The organism is Acidovorax sp. 35-64-16, from assembly GCF_002281195.1.
In the GTDB taxonomy this organism is placed as follows: domain Bacteria; phylum Pseudomonadota; class Gammaproteobacteria; order Burkholderiales; family Burkholderiaceae_C; genus Acidovorax; species Acidovorax defluvii.
In genome coordinates, this window is sequence record NZ_NCFM01000001.1 from 398,739 (window position 1) to 417,508 (window position 18,770).

General features: G+C 65.9%; 12 protein-coding genes. 8 read left to right on the plus strand and 4 right to left on the minus strand.

All coding sequences use genetic code 11. The features are described from left to right. Positions 1-93: 93 nt before the first annotated feature. From B7Y64_RS01855 to B7Y64_RS01870, 4 genes are read left to right on the plus strand one after another with little or no spacing between them, the layout of a single operon-like run. Complete coding sequence (locus B7Y64_RS01855; protein WP_291324335.1) at positions 94-4,248, plus strand: YhdP family protein; 4,155 nt, start codon at positions 94-96, stop codon at positions 4,246-4,248. Next, a complete protein-coding gene (locus B7Y64_RS01860) occupies positions 4,245-5,060 on the plus strand; it encodes a carbon-nitrogen hydrolase family protein (RefSeq protein ID WP_024813360.1) in 816 nt (271 codons plus the stop codon). The genes B7Y64_RS01855 and B7Y64_RS01860 overlap by 4 nt, the downstream gene beginning before the upstream one ends. Then, on the plus strand, positions 5,060-7,096 hold the full coding sequence (locus tag B7Y64_RS01865; protein ID WP_291324336.1) for an ATP-binding protein: 2,037 nt from the start codon (positions 5,060-5,062) through the stop codon (positions 7,094-7,096). The genes B7Y64_RS01860 and B7Y64_RS01865 overlap by 1 nt, the downstream gene beginning before the upstream one ends. Continuing rightward, positions 7,096-7,719: a response regulator gene (locus B7Y64_RS01870; protein ID WP_291324337.1), complete on the plus strand. Its 624-nt coding sequence runs from the start codon at positions 7,096-7,098 to the stop codon at positions 7,717-7,719. Before B7Y64_RS01865 ends, B7Y64_RS01870 begins: the two co-directional genes overlap by 1 nt. Before the next feature lie 33 nt (positions 7,720-7,752). Here B7Y64_RS01870 and B7Y64_RS01875 read toward each other — a convergent pair whose 3' ends face one another. Both B7Y64_RS01875 and B7Y64_RS01880 read right to left on the minus strand, forming a co-directional pair. After that, the gene (locus B7Y64_RS01875) at positions 7,753-8,400 is read right to left on the minus strand and encodes an OmpA family protein (RefSeq protein ID WP_024813357.1); all 648 of its coding nucleotides are present in this window, start codon (positions 8,398-8,400) and stop codon (positions 7,753-7,755) included. A gap of 139 nt (positions 8,401-8,539) precedes the next feature. Continuing rightward, positions 8,540-8,680 (minus strand): hypothetical protein, encoded by a 141-nt coding sequence (locus tag B7Y64_RS01880; RefSeq protein WP_162150969.1) that lies wholly within the window; start codon positions 8,678-8,680, stop codon positions 8,540-8,542. On the opposite strand from B7Y64_RS01880, the gene B7Y64_RS01885 reads away from it, so the two are divergent. Continuing rightward, positions 8,613-9,836 carry an MltA domain-containing protein gene (locus B7Y64_RS01885; protein WP_111867690.1) on the plus strand — a complete coding sequence of 408 codons (1,224 nt, stop codon included), beginning with the start codon at positions 8,613-8,615 and terminating at the stop codon, positions 9,834-9,836. The genes B7Y64_RS01880 and B7Y64_RS01885 overlap by 68 nt on opposite strands. Before the next feature lie 143 nt (positions 9,837-9,979). Here the strand turns inward: B7Y64_RS01885 and B7Y64_RS01890 are convergent, their stop codons facing one another. Together B7Y64_RS01890 and B7Y64_RS01895 are read right to left on the minus strand one after the other, a co-directional pair. Next, on the minus strand, positions 9,980-11,734 hold the full coding sequence (locus B7Y64_RS01890; protein WP_024813355.1) for an MFS transporter: 1,755 nt from the start codon (positions 11,732-11,734) through the stop codon (positions 9,980-9,982). A 156-nt stretch (positions 11,735-11,890) separates the two neighbouring features. Continuing rightward, entirely contained in the window at positions 11,891-12,376 is a 486-nt protein-coding gene (locus B7Y64_RS01895; RefSeq protein ID WP_024813354.1) for an Lrp/AsnC family transcriptional regulator, read from the minus strand. 167 nt (positions 12,377-12,543) lie between these two features. On the opposite strand from B7Y64_RS01895, the gene B7Y64_RS01900 reads away from it, so the two are divergent. The 3 genes from B7Y64_RS01900 (at position 12,544) to secD (ending at position 18,717) form a co-directional block, all read left to right on the plus strand. After that, entirely contained in the window at positions 12,544-16,116 is a 3,573-nt protein-coding gene (locus tag B7Y64_RS01900) for an indolepyruvate ferredoxin oxidoreductase family protein (RefSeq protein ID WP_291324338.1), read from the plus strand. Between the two features lie 301 nt (positions 16,117-16,417). Then, on the plus strand, positions 16,418-16,753 hold the full coding sequence (gene yajC, locus B7Y64_RS01905) for a preprotein translocase subunit YajC (RefSeq protein WP_024813352.1): 336 nt from the start codon (positions 16,418-16,420) through the stop codon (positions 16,751-16,753). A gap of 80 nt (positions 16,754-16,833) precedes the next feature. Then, the gene (gene secD, locus B7Y64_RS01910; protein ID WP_291324339.1) at positions 16,834-18,717 is read left to right on the plus strand and encodes a protein translocase subunit SecD; all 1,884 of its coding nucleotides are present in this window, start codon (positions 16,834-16,836) and stop codon (positions 18,715-18,717) included. The last annotated feature ends 53 nt before the right edge of the window (positions 18,718-18,770 follow it).

Genomic DNA, 18,770 nt, shown 5'->3' on the forward strand with positions numbered 1-18,770 from the left:
AGCGGCAAGTTGCCATATACATAAGGACACCGGTTTTGACTGAACCCACCCTTTGGTCGCGGGTCATAATTCCTGCCACATTCAACCCCGTCAATGATCGAACCATTAAATCGCCCCACACGCCTGCTGCGCTTCGTCGCCGGGTTGGCGCGATGGTCGCTGGGATGCCTGCTGGCCTTGTGGCTGCTGCTGGCCGTCGCGTGGGGGGCACTGCATGGCTGGATTGTGCCGCGTATTGGTGAATTTCGCCCGCAACTGGAGGCGCAGGCCGCACGGGCGCTGGGGTTGCCTGTGCGCATCGGGGCCATCTCGGCGCGGTCTGAGGGGCTGATCCCCACCATTGAGCTTCTGGATGTCGCGCTGCTGGATGCCCAGGGGCGGGTTGCGCTGCTGCTGCCGCGCGTGGTGGTGGCACCTTCCCCGCGCTCGCTGCTGAACTGGGGTTTTGAGCAGCTTTACATCGAACACCCCGATCTGGATATCCGCAGACAGGCCGACGGCCGCATTGCGGTGGCGGGCCTCACCTTTTCTGAGACCGCGGGCGAGAACAATGCAGCAGCAGACTGGCTTTTCTCCCAGGGCGAAGTCGTCGTCAAGGGTGGCAGGCTGCGCTGGACCGACGAATTGCGCGGTGCCCCCGAACTGGCGCTGGAAAATGTTGATGTGCTGTTGCGTAATGGCAGCTGGCAACACAACATGCACTTTGCGGCCACACCGCCGCCGACTTGGGGCGACCGGTTCACGCTGACCGGGCGGTTTCGTGCGCCACTGCTGCGTGCACGCGACGGCAACTGGCAGCACTGGAGCGGCCAGCTGTTTGCCGATTTCTCGCGTGTGGATGTCTCCCGGCTGCGCCACCATGCCGACCTGGGTGTGGAGGTGGCGCAAGGCCGGGGCGCCGTGCGCGCATGGGCCGACGTGCAGCGTGGCCAGATCGTGGGCGGCACGGCCGACCTGGCACTGACGGAAGTCAACGCCACGCTGGGCCCGCAACTCAAGGCCCTGGTGCTGCCGTCCATTCAGGGGCGGATGGGTGGCCGGCGGCTGGCAGGCGGCTTCGAGTTCTACACCCAGGGGTTGCAGTTTCAAACCGACGATGGCCTGGTGTGGCCCGGCGGGAACCTGCGCCTGCAGCACACGGGTGCTGCAGGCAAGGCGCCCGCCCAGGGCGACCTGCGAGCGGACCGCCTGGACCTTGCCGCGCTGGCCCAGATCGGCAGCCGTCTGCCACTGGGGGCGGCGGCCCACAGCGCACTACAAACCTACACCCCCCAGGGCCTGGTCAATGAGGTGCATGCCACCTGGCGCGGCCCGCTGGAGACGCTGCAGCAATACCAAGTGCGCGGCAAGGTGACGGGGCTGGCCCTGGCTGCCGGGGCGCGGGAGGCGGGCAACACGCTTCCCGGCCTGAGCGGTGCGAGTGTGGACGTCGAAATGACCCAGGCCGGTGGCAAAGCCAGCCTGGCCATCGCGTCGGGGGGGCTGGTCTTGCCGGGGGTTTTTGAAGAACCTGTCCTGCCGCTGGACCAGCTGAGCGCAGAGGTGCGCTGGCAGGTGGATGGGCCACGCCTGGCGGTACAGGCCAGCAATGTCCGGTTTTCCAACGCGGATGCGCAGGGCGAATTGCGCGCCAGCTGGCGCACCAGCGACGCCGGCCAGGGCCCCCGTTTTTCGCGCTTTCCCGGTGTGATGGACCTTGCGGGAACGCTGGTGCGTGCCGACGGAACCCGCGTGCACCGTTATCTCCCACTGTCCCTTCCGGCCGAATCGCGCCACTATGTGCGCGACGCCATCCTGAGCGGCAGTGCCAGCGACGTGCAGTTTCGGGTGAAGGGTGATCTGCGCGACCTGCCCTTCAATGACCCCAGCCAGGGAGATTTCCGCATTGCAGCCCGCGTCAGGGACGTGACGTACGCCTATGTTCCGCCCCGGTTGCAGCCCACCGGCGCGCTGCCCTGGCCGGCGTTGACGCAACTGGCGGGTGAGCTGATTTTCGAGCGCTCGTCCATGCAGGTGCGCGGCGCTACCGGCGGCTTTGCCGGCACGCCGGGCGTGCGGCTGGCCAAGGTGGAGGCGCAGATTCCCGACCTGTCCCACACCGTGGTAGCGGTCAATGCCGATGCGCGCGGGCCGCTGACCGAGCTGCTGACCATCATGCGCACCTCCCCGCTTGCGCGCATGACGGGTCAGGCCCTGGACCAAGCCAGCGGCACGGGCAATGCCGATTTGCAACTGCGATTGAGCCTGCCGATCAACGATATCGAAAAATCGAAAGTGCAGGGCAGCGTGGTGCTTGCGGGCAACGATGTGCATATCACCCCGGAAACGCCCCCGCTGTCACGCGCCCGCGGCACTGTGCAATTTACCGACACCGGTTTTTCGGTGAACGGCGTGCAGGCGCGCGCGCTGGGGGGCGACCTGCGCCTGGAGGGCGGAATGCGCGCCCTGCCCTCCGGTGCCGGTCCCGTCGAGTCCGCCATACAACTGCGGGCGCAAGGCACGGCCACCGCCGAGGGGCTTCAGCAGGCACGGCAACTGGGCATGCTTTCGCAGCTGGCCCGCAGCGCCACGGGCAGCACGCCCTACACGCTGGCGCTGGCGTTTCGCAGGGGTGTCCCCGAGATCCTGGTTGCCACCAACTTGCAGGGACTGGGGCTCGCGCTGCCCGCGCCGCTGGCCAAGACCGCCGACGCACTCCTGCCGGTGCGCTTTGAAACCCGGGTCGCCCAGGAGTCCCTGGCCGCGGTGCCCGCAGGTGCGGCCCCCCCGCCCTTGCGCGACCAGATGACACTGGACCTCGGATCGCTGGGATCGGCCAGCTTTCAGCGCGAGCACCAGGGCAACCAGACGCGCGTGTTGCGCGGCGCCATCGGCATCGGTCTTGGCGTGGGGGAGGTCGCGCCCATGCCGGTGGACGGCGTGGCGGCGAACATTCGTGCAGAGCAGATGGATGTGGATGCCTGGGAAAAGGTGTTGACACAGGCCGCCATCGCCGAAGCAGCCCCTGCCGCCTCCGCCGTCGCTGTCGGGCCAGACCGCACGACGGCGGGCGTGGCGCAAGACTATCTGCCCACCGCCGTTGCCGTGCGTGCCCAGGCGCTCACCGTGCAGGGGCGCACATTGCACAACGTTGTGGTGGGGGGCTCGCGCGACGGTTCCACCTGGCGTGCCAACCTGGACGCCAGCGAACTCAATGGCTATGTCGAATACCGGCAGGCAGGTACCCGCGACAACCCGTCGGGCCGTCTGTTTGCCCGTCTGGCGCGCATGAAACTGCCCCAGAGTGCCGCCACGCAGTTTGAGACCCTGCTGGACGAGCAGCCCGGTACCCTTCCCGCACTGGACATCGTGGTGGACGATTTCGAACTGCGTGATCGCAAACTAGGGCGAGTGGAAATCGAAGCGCAAAACCGGGGCGGCGAGACGGTCCAGCGCGAGTGGCGGCTGAGCAAGTTCAACATCGTGGCCCCCGAAGCCACCTTCACCGGCACGGGCAATTGGGCGCTGCTGGCTGGCAGCGAAAAATCGATGCGCCGCCGCACGGTGATGAACTTCCAGCTGGACATCCGCGACTCGGGCGACCTGCTTGCCCGTTTTGGCATGGAAAATGTGGTGCGCCGCGGCAAAGGGCGCATGCAGGGACAGGTGGCGTGGATGGGCGCGCCCATGAGCCCGGACTACCGCTCCATGAGCGGGCAGATCAATCTGAACGTGGAATCGGGCCAGTTCCTCAAGGCAGATCCGGGGCTGGCCAAGCTGCTCGGTGTGCTGAGCCTGCAATCCCTGCCGCGGCGCCTGACCCTGGATTTCCGCGATGTGTTCAGCGCGGGGTTCGCGTTCGACTTTGTGCGCGGCGACGTGCGCATTGAGCAGGGTGTTGCCATCACCAACAATCTGCAGATGAAGGGCGTCAATGCAGCCGTGCTGATGGAAGGCAGTGCCGATATCGACCAGGAAACCCAGGATCTGCATGTGGTGGTGGTTCCGGAAATCAACGCCCTGACCGCCTCGCTGGTGGCCACGGCCATCAACCCGGTCGTTGGACTGGGCAGCTTTCTGGCCCAGGTGTTTCTGCGCGGCCCCCTGATAGAGGCCGCCACCCAGGAGTTTCACGTGGATGGCACCTGGACGGATCCGCACATCGAGCGCATTCCCCGCCGCAGCCGGGAATCGGGCAGCGCCCCTTCGCCCTCGGGGGCTGCGCAAGTGCCCGGCACACCGCCTTTGTCCGCAGGAGAGCCCTCATGAAGGTTGCAGCCTTGCAGATGGTCTCTGGCACGCAACGCAGCGACAACCTGGCCATGGCCCGCCGCCTGCTGGAGCAGGCCGCAGAGGCAGGCGCCGAGCTGGCCGTGCTGCCTGAGTACTTTTGTGCCATGGGGCTGCGAGACACCGACAAGCTGGCATTGCGCGAAACCCCCGGCGAGGGCGTTGTACAGGCGTTTCTCGCCCGCGCTGCACAGGAGCTTCAGTTGTGGGTGGTGGGCGGCACGCTGCCCATGCAAACCGCAGATCCGGCGCGCGTGCGCAACACCACACTGGTGTATGCACCGTCGGGCGAATGCGCTGCCCGTTACGACAAGATTCACCTCTTCCGGTTTGACAACGGGCGCGAACATTTTGACGAGGGCCGGGTGATCGAGGCGGGGGCTGAGCCGGTGCAGTTTGACCTGCCATCGCGCAGCGGCCACACCTGGCGCATCGGGTTGAGCGTTTGCTACGACCTGCGGTTTCCCGAGCTCTATCGCCAGCATGCCCGAGCAGGTGCCGACCTGCTGCTGGTGCCGAGCGCCTTCACCCACACCACCGGGCAGGCCCACTGGGAACTGCTGTTGCGTGCACGCGCGGTGGAAAACCTGGCCTATGTGCTGGCGCCCGCGCAGGGCGGAGTGCATGAAAACGGGCGCCAGACATGGGGGCACAGCATGCTGGTCGATCCCTGGGGCGATATCGTCAATGCACTGGCGCAAGGCCCCGGCGTGGTGCTGGGCGAACTCGATGCCGGGCGCGTGCGCCAGGTTCGCGCACAACTGCCCGCACTGGAACATCGCGTCCTGTGATGATGCCACCGCGTCATCGCACTCCCTGGCAGCGCTGGCGCAGCGCATGGCGCCGGTGGTCGCTGTGGACCTTGCTGGTGGTCCTGGTGGTGTCCATGCTGGTCACCCTGGTATGGCTGGCCGGGCGCTACGAAGCCAGCCAGGTGCAGTCCCGGCTGGAGCGGGATGCCGCCGACGCGGGCTCCGACATCCGCTCCGCGCTCTCGCGCAATGTGCAGAGTCTGCAGGCACTTCAGGCGGGCGACCCTGGTCTGCTGGCCTGGGAAGTCAATGCGGCCGAACTGCTGCGCCAGCGCCGTGAACTGGTACGCATCGAGTGGCGGGATGGCAACCTGCGTCTGCGCGCCTATGCCCAGACGCCCTACCGTCCCGTGTCGTGGGACAACGCCAGCCGGGAGGGATCGCATTCCGATGCGGCCCTGGCCTGCACCAACGCGCGCCGGCTGAGCGCACCCGCCTATTCGGGCAGCTATTTTCAGCCCCATGGCGACGGTCTGGGCTCGGAGATGATGGAGCTGTGCCTGCCCCTCACCAATGCCGGGCGCCCCGCGGGTTTTCTGGTAGCCACCTATGCCCTGCAGGAGATGCTGGTGGACCTGGTAGGGCACAACCTGACCCGCAGCCAGGAGGCCTCGTTCACCGAGGCAGATGGCACCCGGCTGGCAGTGCTGGGCGCCGCCCGGCGCGGCACGCGCATGTTCACGGCACAGCAGCTGCTCGACCTGCCGGGCACCACGCTGGTGTTGCGCATGGACCGCTGGCACGGCGCCCCCAACCTTTTCCCCAACGTGCTGACTGCGCTGGTCACCGCCATGTCGATTGCCTTGGTGACCGTGATGGTGGTGCTGGTGCGGGACAACCGCCGAAGGCTGCGCGCAGAGCGTGACCTGGCGGACGCCCTGGCCTTTCGCAAGGCCATGGAAGACTCTCTGGTGACCGGTTTGCGCGCCCGCGACCTGCAGGGGCGCATCACCTACGTCAACCCCGCGTTCTGCGCCATGGTGGGGTTCAGCCCGCAAGAACTGCTCGGGCAAAGCACGTCCGCACCCTACTGGCCGCCGGAACTCTCCGAAGAATACCGGCAGCGCCAGGCCAAGCGCTTTGCCGGTGGCATGCCCCCGCGCGAGGGCTTCGAATCGGTCTTCATGCGCAAGGACGGCACGCGGTTTCCGGTGCTGATCATCGAGGCCCCGCTGATCAATGCCTACGGGCTGCACACCGGTTGGATGAGTGCCTTCCTGGACATCAGCGAACAGCGCCGCATCGAGGAACTCTCGCGCGCCTCGCAAGAGCGCCTGCAGGCCACGGCGCGACTTGCCACCGTGGGCGAAATGGCCTCGCTGCTGAGCCACGAACTCAATCAGCCCCTGGCAGCCATATCCAGCTATGCCACCGGGTCGCTGAACCTGCTCGATTCCAACGCCCCCGGCACCGCCCATGCGGGCGACCTGCAGGATGTGCGCATGGCGATGCAGCACATTGCCCGGCAGGCCGAGCGCGCAGGGCGCGTGATCAAGAGCGTGCATGATTTTGTGCGCCGCCGCGACCAGACGCGCGAAGCCGTGCCGCCCCAGGAGCTGCTCGATGCCATCCTCCCGCTCATCAGCCTGCAGGCACGCAAGCTGGGCGTGCGCGTGCAGACCACGGTGGAAGCCCAGCTGCCTTATGCGCTGTGCGACCGCACCATGGTCGAGCAGGTGCTGCTGAACCTGGCCCGCAATGCCATGCAGGCGATGGACGACCCCGCCATCGAGCCGCGCATCCTGGACATCCGGGTGCGGCGGGGCGCGTCCAACGCCTACAGCAGCTGGCTGGAGTTTTCTGTGACGGACTGCGGCGTGGGCATTGCGCCCGAGGTGGCGCAGCAGCTGTTCACGCCGTTTTTCACCACGCGCGCCGAGGGCATGGGGCTGGGTCTGAGCATGTGTCGCACGGTGGTCGAGCAGCACGGTGGCGTGCTTGCCTACGAGCCCCACGCGCCGCGTGGTACGGTATTCACCTTCACCTTGCCCGTCTGTCAACCGGCCTCACCCTGATGGAACCCGTATCCAACGCCATTGTGTACATCGTGGACGACGACGCTGGCGTGCGCGAAGCGCTCGCCTGGTTGCTGCGCTCACGCCGACTGCTCAGCGAGTCGTTTGACAGCGCCGAAGCTTTTGACGCGATGCTGAAGGCGCAAGCCGCACCGTGCCGACCCTGCTGTCTATTGCTGGATGTGCGCATGCCGGGCATGAGCGGCCTGGCACTGTTCGACCTGCTGCTGGCGCGGGGCGAACTGGCCGCCATGCCCGTGATCTTCCTGACCGGCCATGCCGACGTTCCCACGGCGGTCGATGCGGTCAAGCGCGGGGCTTTTGACTTTTACGAAAAACCATTTTCCGACAACGCTCTGGTCGATCGCATCGAGCAGGCGCTGGCGCAGTCTGGCGCCCACCTGGAGCAATTGCGCCAGCGCAGTAGTCTGCAGGTGCGACTGCACGATCTGACCGAGCGCGATGTCATGGACCTGGTGGTGGCCGGCTTGCCCAACAAGCTGATTGCCGACCAGCTGGAGATCAGCGTGCGCACCGTCGAAGTGCACCGCGCACGCGTGTTCGACAAGATGCAGGTGAAGTCAGCGGTGGAGCTGGCCAACCTGCTGCGCGCCAGCCCCTGAAGCTGCAGGGGCGCGGTGCGCAGGGTTTACGGTTTAGCCGCGGGGGCGCTCACCTACATAAATTTCGACCCGGCGGTTGCGGCTGCGGCCTTGTGCCGTGTCGTTGGTGGCAATGGGCTGGCGTTCGCCCATGCCTTCGATTGCAATGCGGCGCCCGTCGACGCCACGGCCCGTAAGGTAATTTCGCGTGCTGGCAGCGCGCTCCAGCGACAACGGGTTGTTCACGGCATCGCTGCCGGTGTTGTCGGTGTGGCCGATGATGCGAACGTCGGTGTTCGGGTTGTTGCGCAAGCCTTCGGCAAACCGGTCAAGCACTGGCGCGAAGTTGGACTGGATGTCCGAGCGGCCCACGGCAAAGGAAATGTCGCTCGGGATGTCCAGCTTGAGCTGGTTGTCTTGCGTTTGCGTCACGGCAATGCCCGTGCCCTGGGTAGCCTGCTCCATCTCGCGCTTTTGGCGCTCCATGTTTTGCGACCAGATGTAGGTGCCCAGTGCGCCCACACCCGCACCCACCACGGCACCCGTACCTGCGCGACCGCCGGTGGCCGAACTGAGCACGGCACCTGCCAGTGCACCCACGCCCGCGCCGGTGGCGGTGCGGCGCTGGGTATCGCTCATTTCGGCACACCCGGTGGCCAGAATGACAACGGCGGCAACGCCGGTAATGAGGTATTTGCGCATGGCTAGGCTCCTTGTAAATGATGGGACGGAATGAAAATCCGATGTTGAGTCGGGAGTGTCCACTCTACGCCTTCACAAGGGTATAGGCCAGTCGGCAGGCGCCTTGTAGGACGAAACCTTGCAAACGTCGGGCCCGCCCTCAGTGCGTGGGCGGTTCGGTATTTTTGTCCGGCGGCGGCGCCTTCAGCTCGCCGCCCTTGCGCCCGGAAAACATCGTCCACCAAACGATCAACCCCAGCACCACCAGCGCCAGCAGCGCTTCAAGCAAAATCAGCCCCATGAAATTGACACTCCTGCGCCTTGTGATGACGGCGCTGATTGTAGGAACGCTGGCCGCCTGCTCCACCCCACCCACGCCAAGCCCCGCGCAGCCAGGGGCCATCGCGCCGACGCCGACCACCGCCGGAGCGGCCATGACGGGCGACACCGGGCCGCTGCCGTCCTCCATGTCGCAGCCCAAGAGCCGCTGGATTGCGGTGCGCTGGGCCGAGCTGCCGGGCTTTGCCGACGACGCGTTGCACGAGGCCTGGAATGCCTGGATCAAGGGCTGCGAGCGCCCGGCGCCTGCCTTTGCCCCCCTGTGCAGCGAAGTGCGCCAGCTCAGCATTGCCAGCGGTGACGAGCAGCGCGCCTGGATGGTGCGGCGCCTGCAGCCCTACCGCGTTGAAGCTGCCGACGGCAACGCCGAGGGCCTGCTGACCAGCTACTACGAGCCCATGATCGACGCCGCCCGGCAGCCCGGCAACGGCTACACCGTGCCGGTTTACGGCCTGCCCGCCGGGCACGGCAGCCGCAAGCCCTGGTACACGCGCCAGCAGATCGACACCCTGCCCGAGGCGCAGGCGGCGCTGCAGGGGCGGGCGATTGCCTGGCTGCGCGACCCGGTCGAATCCCTGGTGTTGCACATCCAGGGCTCGGGACGCCTGCAGATCACCGAGGCCGACGGCCGCGTTACCACCGCGCGGGTAGCCTATGCGGGCACCAACGACCAGCCCTATCAGAGCGTGGGCCGTTGGCTGCTGGACCAAGGCGCAACGCGCGATGCCACCTGGCCCGGCATCCGCGCCTGGCTGGCGCAAAACCCGCAGCGCACCAACGAGTTGCTGTGGAGCAACCCGCGCTACGTGTTCTTTCGCGAAGAGCCCTTGAGCCCGCTGGATGCTCAGTTTGGCCCGCGTGGCGCGCAGGGCGTACCGCTCACGCCTGGCCGGTCGATCGCCGTGGACCGCCAGAGCATTCCGTATGGCACGCCGGTGTGGCTGGCCTCCACGGGTCCGCAGGTGTCGATGCAGCGCCTGGTGATGGCACAGGACACCGGCAGCGCCATCGTGGGCGCGGTGCGGGCCGACTATTTCGCCGGCTGGGGTGCCGAAGCGGGCGAGCTGGCCGGGCGGCTCAAGCAGGGCCTGCGGTTGTGGGCCCTGTGGCCGCGTTGAGCGGGGTACACCGGGGCCTTGCCACTGCCTGGCATTACACGCTGTTTTTATATCAAAACAGTCTCTAGTGCTTGCTGCATAAGCGCTTATAGCTATTATTTAAGGAGCTATTCAATGGCGCGGAAACGGACGCCTCCGAAGGATCAGCGCTCCACGAGGTAGCGCACCACCGCGGGCGGCGATTCGCCTCGGTGGAAGGCCAGCTTGCGCTCGCGCAGTGCCACATCGGACGCGGTCACCCGGTCAAAGCGGCGCAGGTGCTCGGTCCATGACTCGTCCACGATCTGCTCCACATAGCGCGCCGGATCGGCCAGGTCGTGCAGCAAATCGCACGACAGCGCCCCCTGGCGCAGGCGGCTGCGGCGGCTTTCCTGCATCAGGGTGCGAAATTCTGCGGCGCGCGCCGGGTCGATGGTGTATTCGATGGTGACCACCACGCGTCCGGCCTGCGGCGGCGTGGTTGTCACCGGTGCCTTGAAGGCCTGCGAGGGGCTCAGGTCTTCTTCCATGTGGCGATCGGTCACCAGGCGCTGCACCAGTGCCATGGCCATCACGCCCGTCAGCGCGGCCAGCGCCAGGCTCAGGTGCACCGACGTCACCGTGGCCACCTGCCCCCACACGGCAGCGCCCAGCGCGGTGGCACCCATGATGGACATCTGAAAGATGGACATGCCGCGCGCGCGCACCCAGTTGGGCAACGCCAGCTGGGCCGACACGCTGAGCGAATTGGCCGTGGTGATCCAGGCCATGCCCGCCAGCACCATGGCCGGCACGGCCACATAGATATTGGGCGCAATGGCCATCACCGCCATGGCGGCCGCCTGCAGCAGCGTGCCGCGCAGCACCAGCACATCGCGCGCCATGGCCTGGCGCAGGCGCGGCAAGAACATGGCGGCAACGATGGCACCCGCCCCCATGCTGGCCAGCAGCAGCGTGAACATGCCCGCGCCGCCGCCGTCAAGCCCCCTGGCCACCAGCGGCAGCAGGGCCATCAGCGCCGTGGCGTGCAGAAAAAACACGGCAATGCGCCACAGCACGGCCCGCAGGCGTGGCGACTGGCGCACAAACTGCAGGCCCACCCGCATCGCGCTGGGCAGCTTTTCGCGCCCCAGCGGGCTGGGCACATGGGTGCGCTTCCAGCGCATGATGACGAGACCCGAGATGACCGACAGCACCGCGTTGAGCACAAACACCCAGGCGCTGCCCGCGCTGGCGATGATGGCGCCAGCTACCAGCGGGCCGATGATGCGCGAGGCGTTCATGGCCACGCCGTTGAGCGCCAGGGCCGCAGGCAACTGCGGGCGGCTGACCAGCTCGGGCACGATGGCGGCAAACACCGGCCAGCGCATGGCCAGGCCGATGCCGTTGGCAAAGGTGAGCGCCAGCAGCAGCGGCGCCGTCATGCCGCCGGCCAGGATGGCCACGCACAGCACCAGCGCCACGGCCGCCACCCAGAACTGCGTGGCAATGAAATACCTGCGGCGGTCCAGTATGTCGGCCAGCGCGCCACTGGGCAGGCCCAGCAAAAACACCGGCAGCGTGGAGGCCGACTGCACCAGCGCCACCAGAATGGGCGAGGTGGTGAGCGTGGTCATGAGCCAGGCGGCCGCCACGTCGTTCATCCACATGCAGGTGTTGGCGGCCACCCAGGTCAGCCAGAGCATGCGGAACACGGGGACAGACAAGGGGGCCAGCGGCGAGAGGGAGACGGCTGCGGTGGCTGCCGGCGCGCCTTCTTCCAGCTTTGCGGTCACGGATGTCTCTGTGCCGTGGGCGAGGGCGGCGCGGTCTGCGGCCGCATCAGACTGCGGCGGGGTGCCAGGGTTCTGCGTGGACGGGTCCTGCAAGGGCGGGGGTGCAACGCTGCGCGTGCTTTCGTGGGACGGCAATGGGGGCATGTCCGCCGATTGTGCGACGGCTTGCCGCGCGGCGCAGCGGCACCCTGGCGCGACCCGTACCCGGTCATGGCCATGACTTGCACAGTAAAAAATATGGGTAAAAACAGGCTCTAGCGCTTATCCATAAAGCGCCGAAAGCTATGAATTAAATAGCATTTACAGGCGCGGCCGTGCCAGGTGGGTGAGCGGCAGGGCGCTGCTGGCCTTCACCTCGCCCAGCGAAAAGCTGGTGTGCATGTCTTTCACATTCGGCAGGTTCAGCAGCACGTCGCGCGCAAACAGCGAAAAGCTGTCCAGGTCGCGTGCCACCACCTGCAGCTCGAAGGTGCCAGTGCCGCTGATGTAGTGGCATGTCACCACTTCCGGAATCTGGCGGATGGCCTCTTCCATGGCACGGGTCAGGTTGCCGGTGCTGCGGTCGGCGTCCAGCCGCACAAAGGCCAGTACCCCCAGGCCAATCTTGTGCCGGTCGATCTCTGCGCGGTAGCCCTTGATGAAGCCGTGCTCCTCCAGCGCACGCACACGGCGCCAGCACGGCGCAGCCGACAGGCCGACGCGCTGGGCCAGTTCGGCGTTCGTCAGGCGCGCGTCGGTTTGCAACTCGCTCAGGATGGCGATGTCGAATTTGTCCAAATCATTCATGATTTACCGATTCTAAGAAAGATCCTTTCTAAATCGAGGGTAAACGCGGCATGAAAACGCAAGCACATAGCGCGGCACAGTGCATAAACTGCCCGCAGCCACCCATGACGTTGCCCGCCACCGCCCCCCAGGCGGCGGCGATGCGCGCCCCACCACTGGAATCAGCCATGAACGCCCCATTGCCCGAACACATCCGCAAGGCCCTCGAAACCGTGAGCCTTGAAGACAAATACACCCTGGGCGAAGGCCGCGCCTTCATGAGCGGCGTGCAGGCCCTGGTGCGCCTGCCCATGCTGCAGCGCCAGCGGGACGCGGCGGCAGGTCTGAACACGGCGGGTTTCATCAGCGGCTACCGGGGCAGCCCGCTGGGCACCTACGACCAGGCGCTGTGGGCGGCCAAGAAGCACTTGGCCCAAAACCACATCGTCTTCCAGCCCGGCGTGAACGAGGAACTGGGCGCCACGGCCGTGTGGGGCACGCAGCAGCTCGACCTGTACCCCGACAAGAAGAAGTACGACGGCGTGTTTGGCATCTGGTATGGCAAGGGGCCGGGCGTGGACCGCTGCTCGGACGTGTTCAAGCACGCCAACATGGCGGGCACTGCCAAGCACGGGGGCGTGATCGCCATTGCGGGTGACGACCACATCAGCAAGAGCAGCACCGCGCCGCACCAGAGTGACCACATTTTCAAGGCCTGCGGCACGCCGGTGTTCTTTCCGAGCAGCGTGCAGGACATCCTCGACATGGGCCTGCACGCCTTCGCCATGAGCCGTTTTTCAGGCGTGTGGTCGGGCATGAAGACCATCCAGGAGGTAGTGGAGTCGTCCTGCAGTGTGAGCCTCGACCCCGACCGCGTGAAGATCGTGATGCCCGAGGACTTTGCCATGCCGCCGGGCGGCCTGCACATCCGCTGGCCCGACGCGCCGCTGGAGCAGGAGGCGCGCCTGATGGACTACAAGTGGTACGCGGCCCTGGCCTACGTGCGCGCCAACAAGCTCAACTACAACGTGATCGAGGGCCAGAACGACCGCTTCGGCATCATCGCCAGCGGCAAGGCCTATAACGACACGCGCCAGGCGCTGGTGGACCTGGGGCTCGATGACGACACTTGCCGCCAGCTGGGAATTCGGGTGCACAAGGTCAACGTGGTGTGGCCGCTCGAAGCCACCATCACGCGCAGTTTTGCCCAGGGGCTGCAGGAGATCCTGGTGGTGGAAGAGAAACGCCAGGTCATCGAATACCAGTTGAAAGAAGAGCTGTACAACTGGCGTGCCGATGTGCGCCCGCATGTGCTGGGCAAGTTCGACGAACCTGAAGGCGACATCTCGGGTGGCGAGTGGTCCATGCCCAACCCCAGCCAGAACTGGCTGCTGCGTGCCAAGGCCGACCTCACGCCCGCCCTCATCGCCAAGGCGATTGCCAAGCGGCTGAAGAAGCTCGGTGTCTCGGCAGACATCGTGGCCCGCATGGACGCGCGCCTTGCCATCATTGAAGCCAGCGAACGCGCCATGACCGAGCTCAAGGCCGACACCGGCGAGCGCGCTCCGTGGTTTTGTAGCGGCTGCCCACACAACACCAGCACGCGCGTGCCCGAGGGCTCCCGCGCCGTGGCGGGCATCGGCTGCCACTACATGACGGTGTGGATGGACCGCAGCACCTCCACCTTCACGCAGATGGGCGGTGAGGGCGTGTCGTGGGTGGGGCAGTTCCCGTTCACCGAGGACAAGCATGTGTTCGCCAACCTGGGTGATGGCACCTACTTCCACAGCGGCTTGCTGGCCATTCGCCAGAGCATTGCTGCCGGGGTGAACATCACCTACAAGATCCTCTACAACGACGCCGTGGCCATGACCGGCGGCCAGCAGATCGGCGAGCGCCCCGAGGGGCACTCGGTGCTGCAGATCATGCACAGCGTCCAATCCGAAGGCGCTGTGAAGATTGTCATCGTGACCGATGAACCCCAGAAGTACGACGGCGTGCCGCTGGCTGATGGCGTGACGGTGCACCACCGCGACGAACTTGACCGCATCCAGCGCGAGCTGCGCGAAGTCAAGGGCTGCACCGTGCTGATCTACGACCAGACCTGTGCCACCGAGAAGCGCCGCCGCAGGAAGCGCGGCAAGCTCGCCACGCCCGACAAGACGGTCATCATCAACGAACTGGTGTGCGAAGGCTGTGGCGACTGTTCGGTCAAGTCCAACTGCCTGAGCGTCGAGCCGGTCGAGACGGAATTTGGCCGCAAACGCCGCATCAACCAGAGTACCTGCAACAAGGACTACTCCTGCGTCAACGGCTTCTGCCCGAGCTTCGTCACCATCGAGGGCGGCAAGCTCAAGAAGCCAAATAAAGAGAAAAAGGGCGACCTCTCCAGCCTGCCGCCCCTTCCCGAGCCGGTGCTGCCCGTGGCCGAGCAGGCCTGGGGCATCGTGGTTGGCGGTGTGGGCGGCACGGGTGTCATCACCATCGGTTCGTTGCTGGGCATGGCCGCGCACCTGGACGGCAAGGGCGTGGTCACGCAGGACGCGGGCGGCCTGGCGCAAAAGGGTGGCGCCACCTGGAGCCATATCCAGATCGCCAACCGGCAGGAAGCCATCTACACCACCAAGGTCGATACCGCCAAGGCCGACCTGGTGATCGGCTGCGACTCCATCGTGGCCGCGAACAAGGTCACGCTGGCCGTGATGCAGCCGGGCCGCACCTTCGTGGCACTGAACACCCATGGCACGCCAACGGCCTCGTTTGTCACCAACCCCAACTGGCAGTTCCCGGGCGGCAACTGCGAGAGCGCCGTCACGGCGGCGGTGGGCGCGGAGCTGGTGGGCAGTTTTGACGCCGAACAGGTGGCCGTGCAGCTGCTGGGCGACAGCATCTACACCAACCCCTTGCTGCTGGGCTTTGCCTGGCAAAAGGGCCGCGTGCCGCTGTCACACGCCGCGCTGATGCGCGCCATGGAGCTCAACGGCGTGCAGATCGACAACAACAAGGCAGCCTTTGAGTGGGGCCGGCGCTGCGCGCACGACTTGGCGGCGGTGCAGTCACTGTTTGCCGCCGCCCAGGTCATTGAGTTCGTCAAGAAGCCCGGGTTGACCGAGATGGTGGTCAAGCGGGTGGAGTTCCTCACGGGCTACCAGGATGCCGCCTATGCGGCGCAGTACCGCGCCTTCGTCGACAAAGTGCAGGCCGCCGAGGCCCGGCTGGGCGGCAGCACGCGCCTGGCCGAGGCCGTGGCGCGCTATCTGTTCAAACTCATGGCCTACAAAGACGAATACGAAGTGGCCCGCCTGCACACCGACAAGGCCTTCACCGACAAGATCGCCGCGATGTTCGAGGGCGACTACCGAATCGTGCACCACATGGCGCCACCCCTCATGGCCAAGCGCAACGAGAAGGGCGAGCTGGTCAAGCAGTCATTCGGCCCCTGGCTGCGGCGCGCCCTGGGCGTGCTCGGCGGGCTCAAGGGCCTGCGCGGCGGCGCGCTGGACCTCTTTGGCAAGACGGCCGAGCGCCAGATGGAGCGTGCGCTGATTCAGGATTACCGCGCCTGTATCGAGGAACTGCTCGCCGGCCTGACACCCGAGCGGCTGGCGCTGGCGGTGGAGATTGCGCGCATCCCCGAAAACATCCGGGGCTATGGCCACGTGAAAGAGCGCCACCTCAAGGCCGCGCGCGCCCAATGGGACGGCCTGATGGCCCAGTGGCGTGGCAGTCCGACAGCCGAGCCCCGGCGCCAGGCGGCCTGAGCCGTGGCGCAGGTGCCACGGTTCGCCTGCAGTGCCAGCATTCGCGTGGGTGTGTTTGCTATATAAATAATAGCTATTTACGCTTACTCATAAAGCGCTAGAGGCATATTTGACCTGTTTTTTCCGGTGACCGGACGCCGATTGGTCCTGCGCGGCAAACACCCGGCGCCGGCCTGGGTCTTGGTACTTTGGCGCGGCGCAGGGGGCCGCATACAATGATCCGTTTCGCCACGGCACGGCGGGTATTGCGTGCCGGTGGTGGGTTGTGTGTGTTTTGACCATCCTTTGTGGAGTTCTGTCCGTGTTTATTTCTTCTGCTATTGCCCAGACCGCACCCGCCGCTGCCACTGGCGGCGGCGACATGATGTCCTCGCTCACGGGCATGTTGCCCCTGGTGCTGATGTTCGTGGTGCTGTATTTCGTCATGATCCGCCCTCAGATGAAGCGCCAGAAAGAACACCGCGCCATGATCGACGCCATCGCCAAGGGCGATGAGGTGGCTACGGCCGGCGGCATCATCGGCCGGGTCACGCGCCTGTCCGAAGGTTTTCTGCACGTTGAAATTGCCAGCGGTGTGGAAGTGCAGGTCCAGCGCAGCGCCGTGGCGCAGGTGCTGCCCAAGGGCACGGTCAAGTAAGTTTGCAAGTCCAATGCATGGCGGTGGCAGGCCTTGCGTCTGCCACCCGTTGAAGCTGTCTGTGAGATAAGAGCGCGATCATGAACCGTTATCCGGTCTGGAAGTATGCGATCCTGGTGATCGTGCTACTGGTGGGGGTTTTGTACACCCTGCCCAATTTTTTTGGTGAAGCGCCTGCCGTGCAGGTTTCGTCGGTCAAGACCACCGTCAAGGTCGATGCGGCCGTGCAGCAGCAGGTGGAAGAAGTGCTCAAGTCCGCCGGCCTGACGCCCGACCTCGTCACGCTGGATGGTGGCTCGGTGCGCGCGCGCCTGGACACCCCCGACAACCAGCTCAAGGCCCGGGACGCCCTCCAGAAGGCCCTGGTGCCCGACCCCGCGAATCCCTCCTACATCGTGGCCCTGAATCTGGTGTCGCGCTCGCCGGCCTGGCTTACGGCCCTGCATGCGCGCCCCATGTACCTGGGGCTGGACCTGCGTGGCGGCGTGCACTTCATGCTGCAGGTGGACATGCAGGCCGCGCTGACCAAGAAGGCCGAGTCTTATGCGGGCGACATTCGCACCGCCCTGCGTGACAAGAGCATTCGCCATGGCGGCATCAGCCGCGATGGCCAGAACATCGATATCAAGGTGCGCGACGAAGCCACGCAGACGGCGGCGCGCAACCTGATCGCCGACCAGTTCGCCGACCTGCAGACCGTCAGCACGCCCGATGGCAACGAGTTCCGGCTGCGCGCTACCATCAAGCCCGAGGCCACGCGCCGCGTGCAGGAGCAGGCGCTCAAGCAGAACATCGTGACGCTGCACAACCGTATCAACGAGCTGGGCGTGGCCGAGCCCGTCATCCAGCAGCAAGGGCTGGATCGCATCGTGGTGCAGCTGCCCGGCGTGCAGGACACCGCCAAGGCCAAGGACATTCTGGGCCGCACTGCCACGCTGGAAGTGCGACTGGTGGACGAAGGCACCGAAGCACGCGCAGCAGAATCCGGCCGGGGCCCGGTGCCGTTTGGCTCCGAGCGCTACCTGGAGCGCAGCGGCCAGCCCGTCATCGTGAAAAAGCAGGTCATCCTGACCGGCGAAAACCTCACCGATGCCCAGCCCGGCTTTGACGGTCAGACCCAGGAACCGACCGTCAACCTCACGCTCGATGCCAAGGGCTCGCGCATCTTCCGCGACATCACCCGCGAGAACATCGGCAAACGCATGGCCATCGTGTTGTTTGAAAAGGGCAAGGGCGAGGTGGTCACGGCCCCCGTGATCCGCAGTGAAATCGGCGGTGGCCGCGTGCAGATCTCCGGCCGCATGACCACGGCCGAGGCCAACGACACCGCACTGCTGCTGCGCGCCGGATCGCTGGCCGCACCGATGGAAATCATCGAAGAATTCACCATCGGCCCGAGCCTGGGCGCTGACAACATCGAGCGTGGTGTGAACAGCGTGGTGTGGGGCCTGGTCGCCATTGCGATTTTCATGTGCGCCTACTACATGCTCTTTGGCGTGTTTTCCAGCATTGCATTGGGCATGAATGTGCTGCTGCTGCTGGCCGTTTTGTCGATGCTGCAGGCCACCCTGACGCTGCCCGGCATTGCGGCCATGGCGCTGGCGATTGGTGTGGCCATTGACTCCAATGTGCTCATCAACGAACGCATCCGCGAAGAGCTGCGCGCGGGCGTCAGCCCGCAGGCAGCCATCCACACAGGCTACGAGCGCGCCTGGGCAACCATTCTGGACTCCAACGTGACCACGCTGATCGCTGGCCTGGCGCTGCTGGCGTTTGGCTCGGGTCCGGTGCGCGGGTTTGCCGTGGTGCATTGCATCGGCATCCTGACCAGCATGTTCTCGGCCGTGTTCTTCTCGCGCGGCCTGGTGAATCTGTGGTACGGGCGCCAGAAGAAACTCAAGAGTGTTTCGATCGGTACGGTCTGGAAGCCAGATGGCGGCACCGACGTGGCCAAGACGAACTAATGGACAGCGGCCATGCAATTTGTTCTTCCGGTATCCCATGCGCATTGCGCATA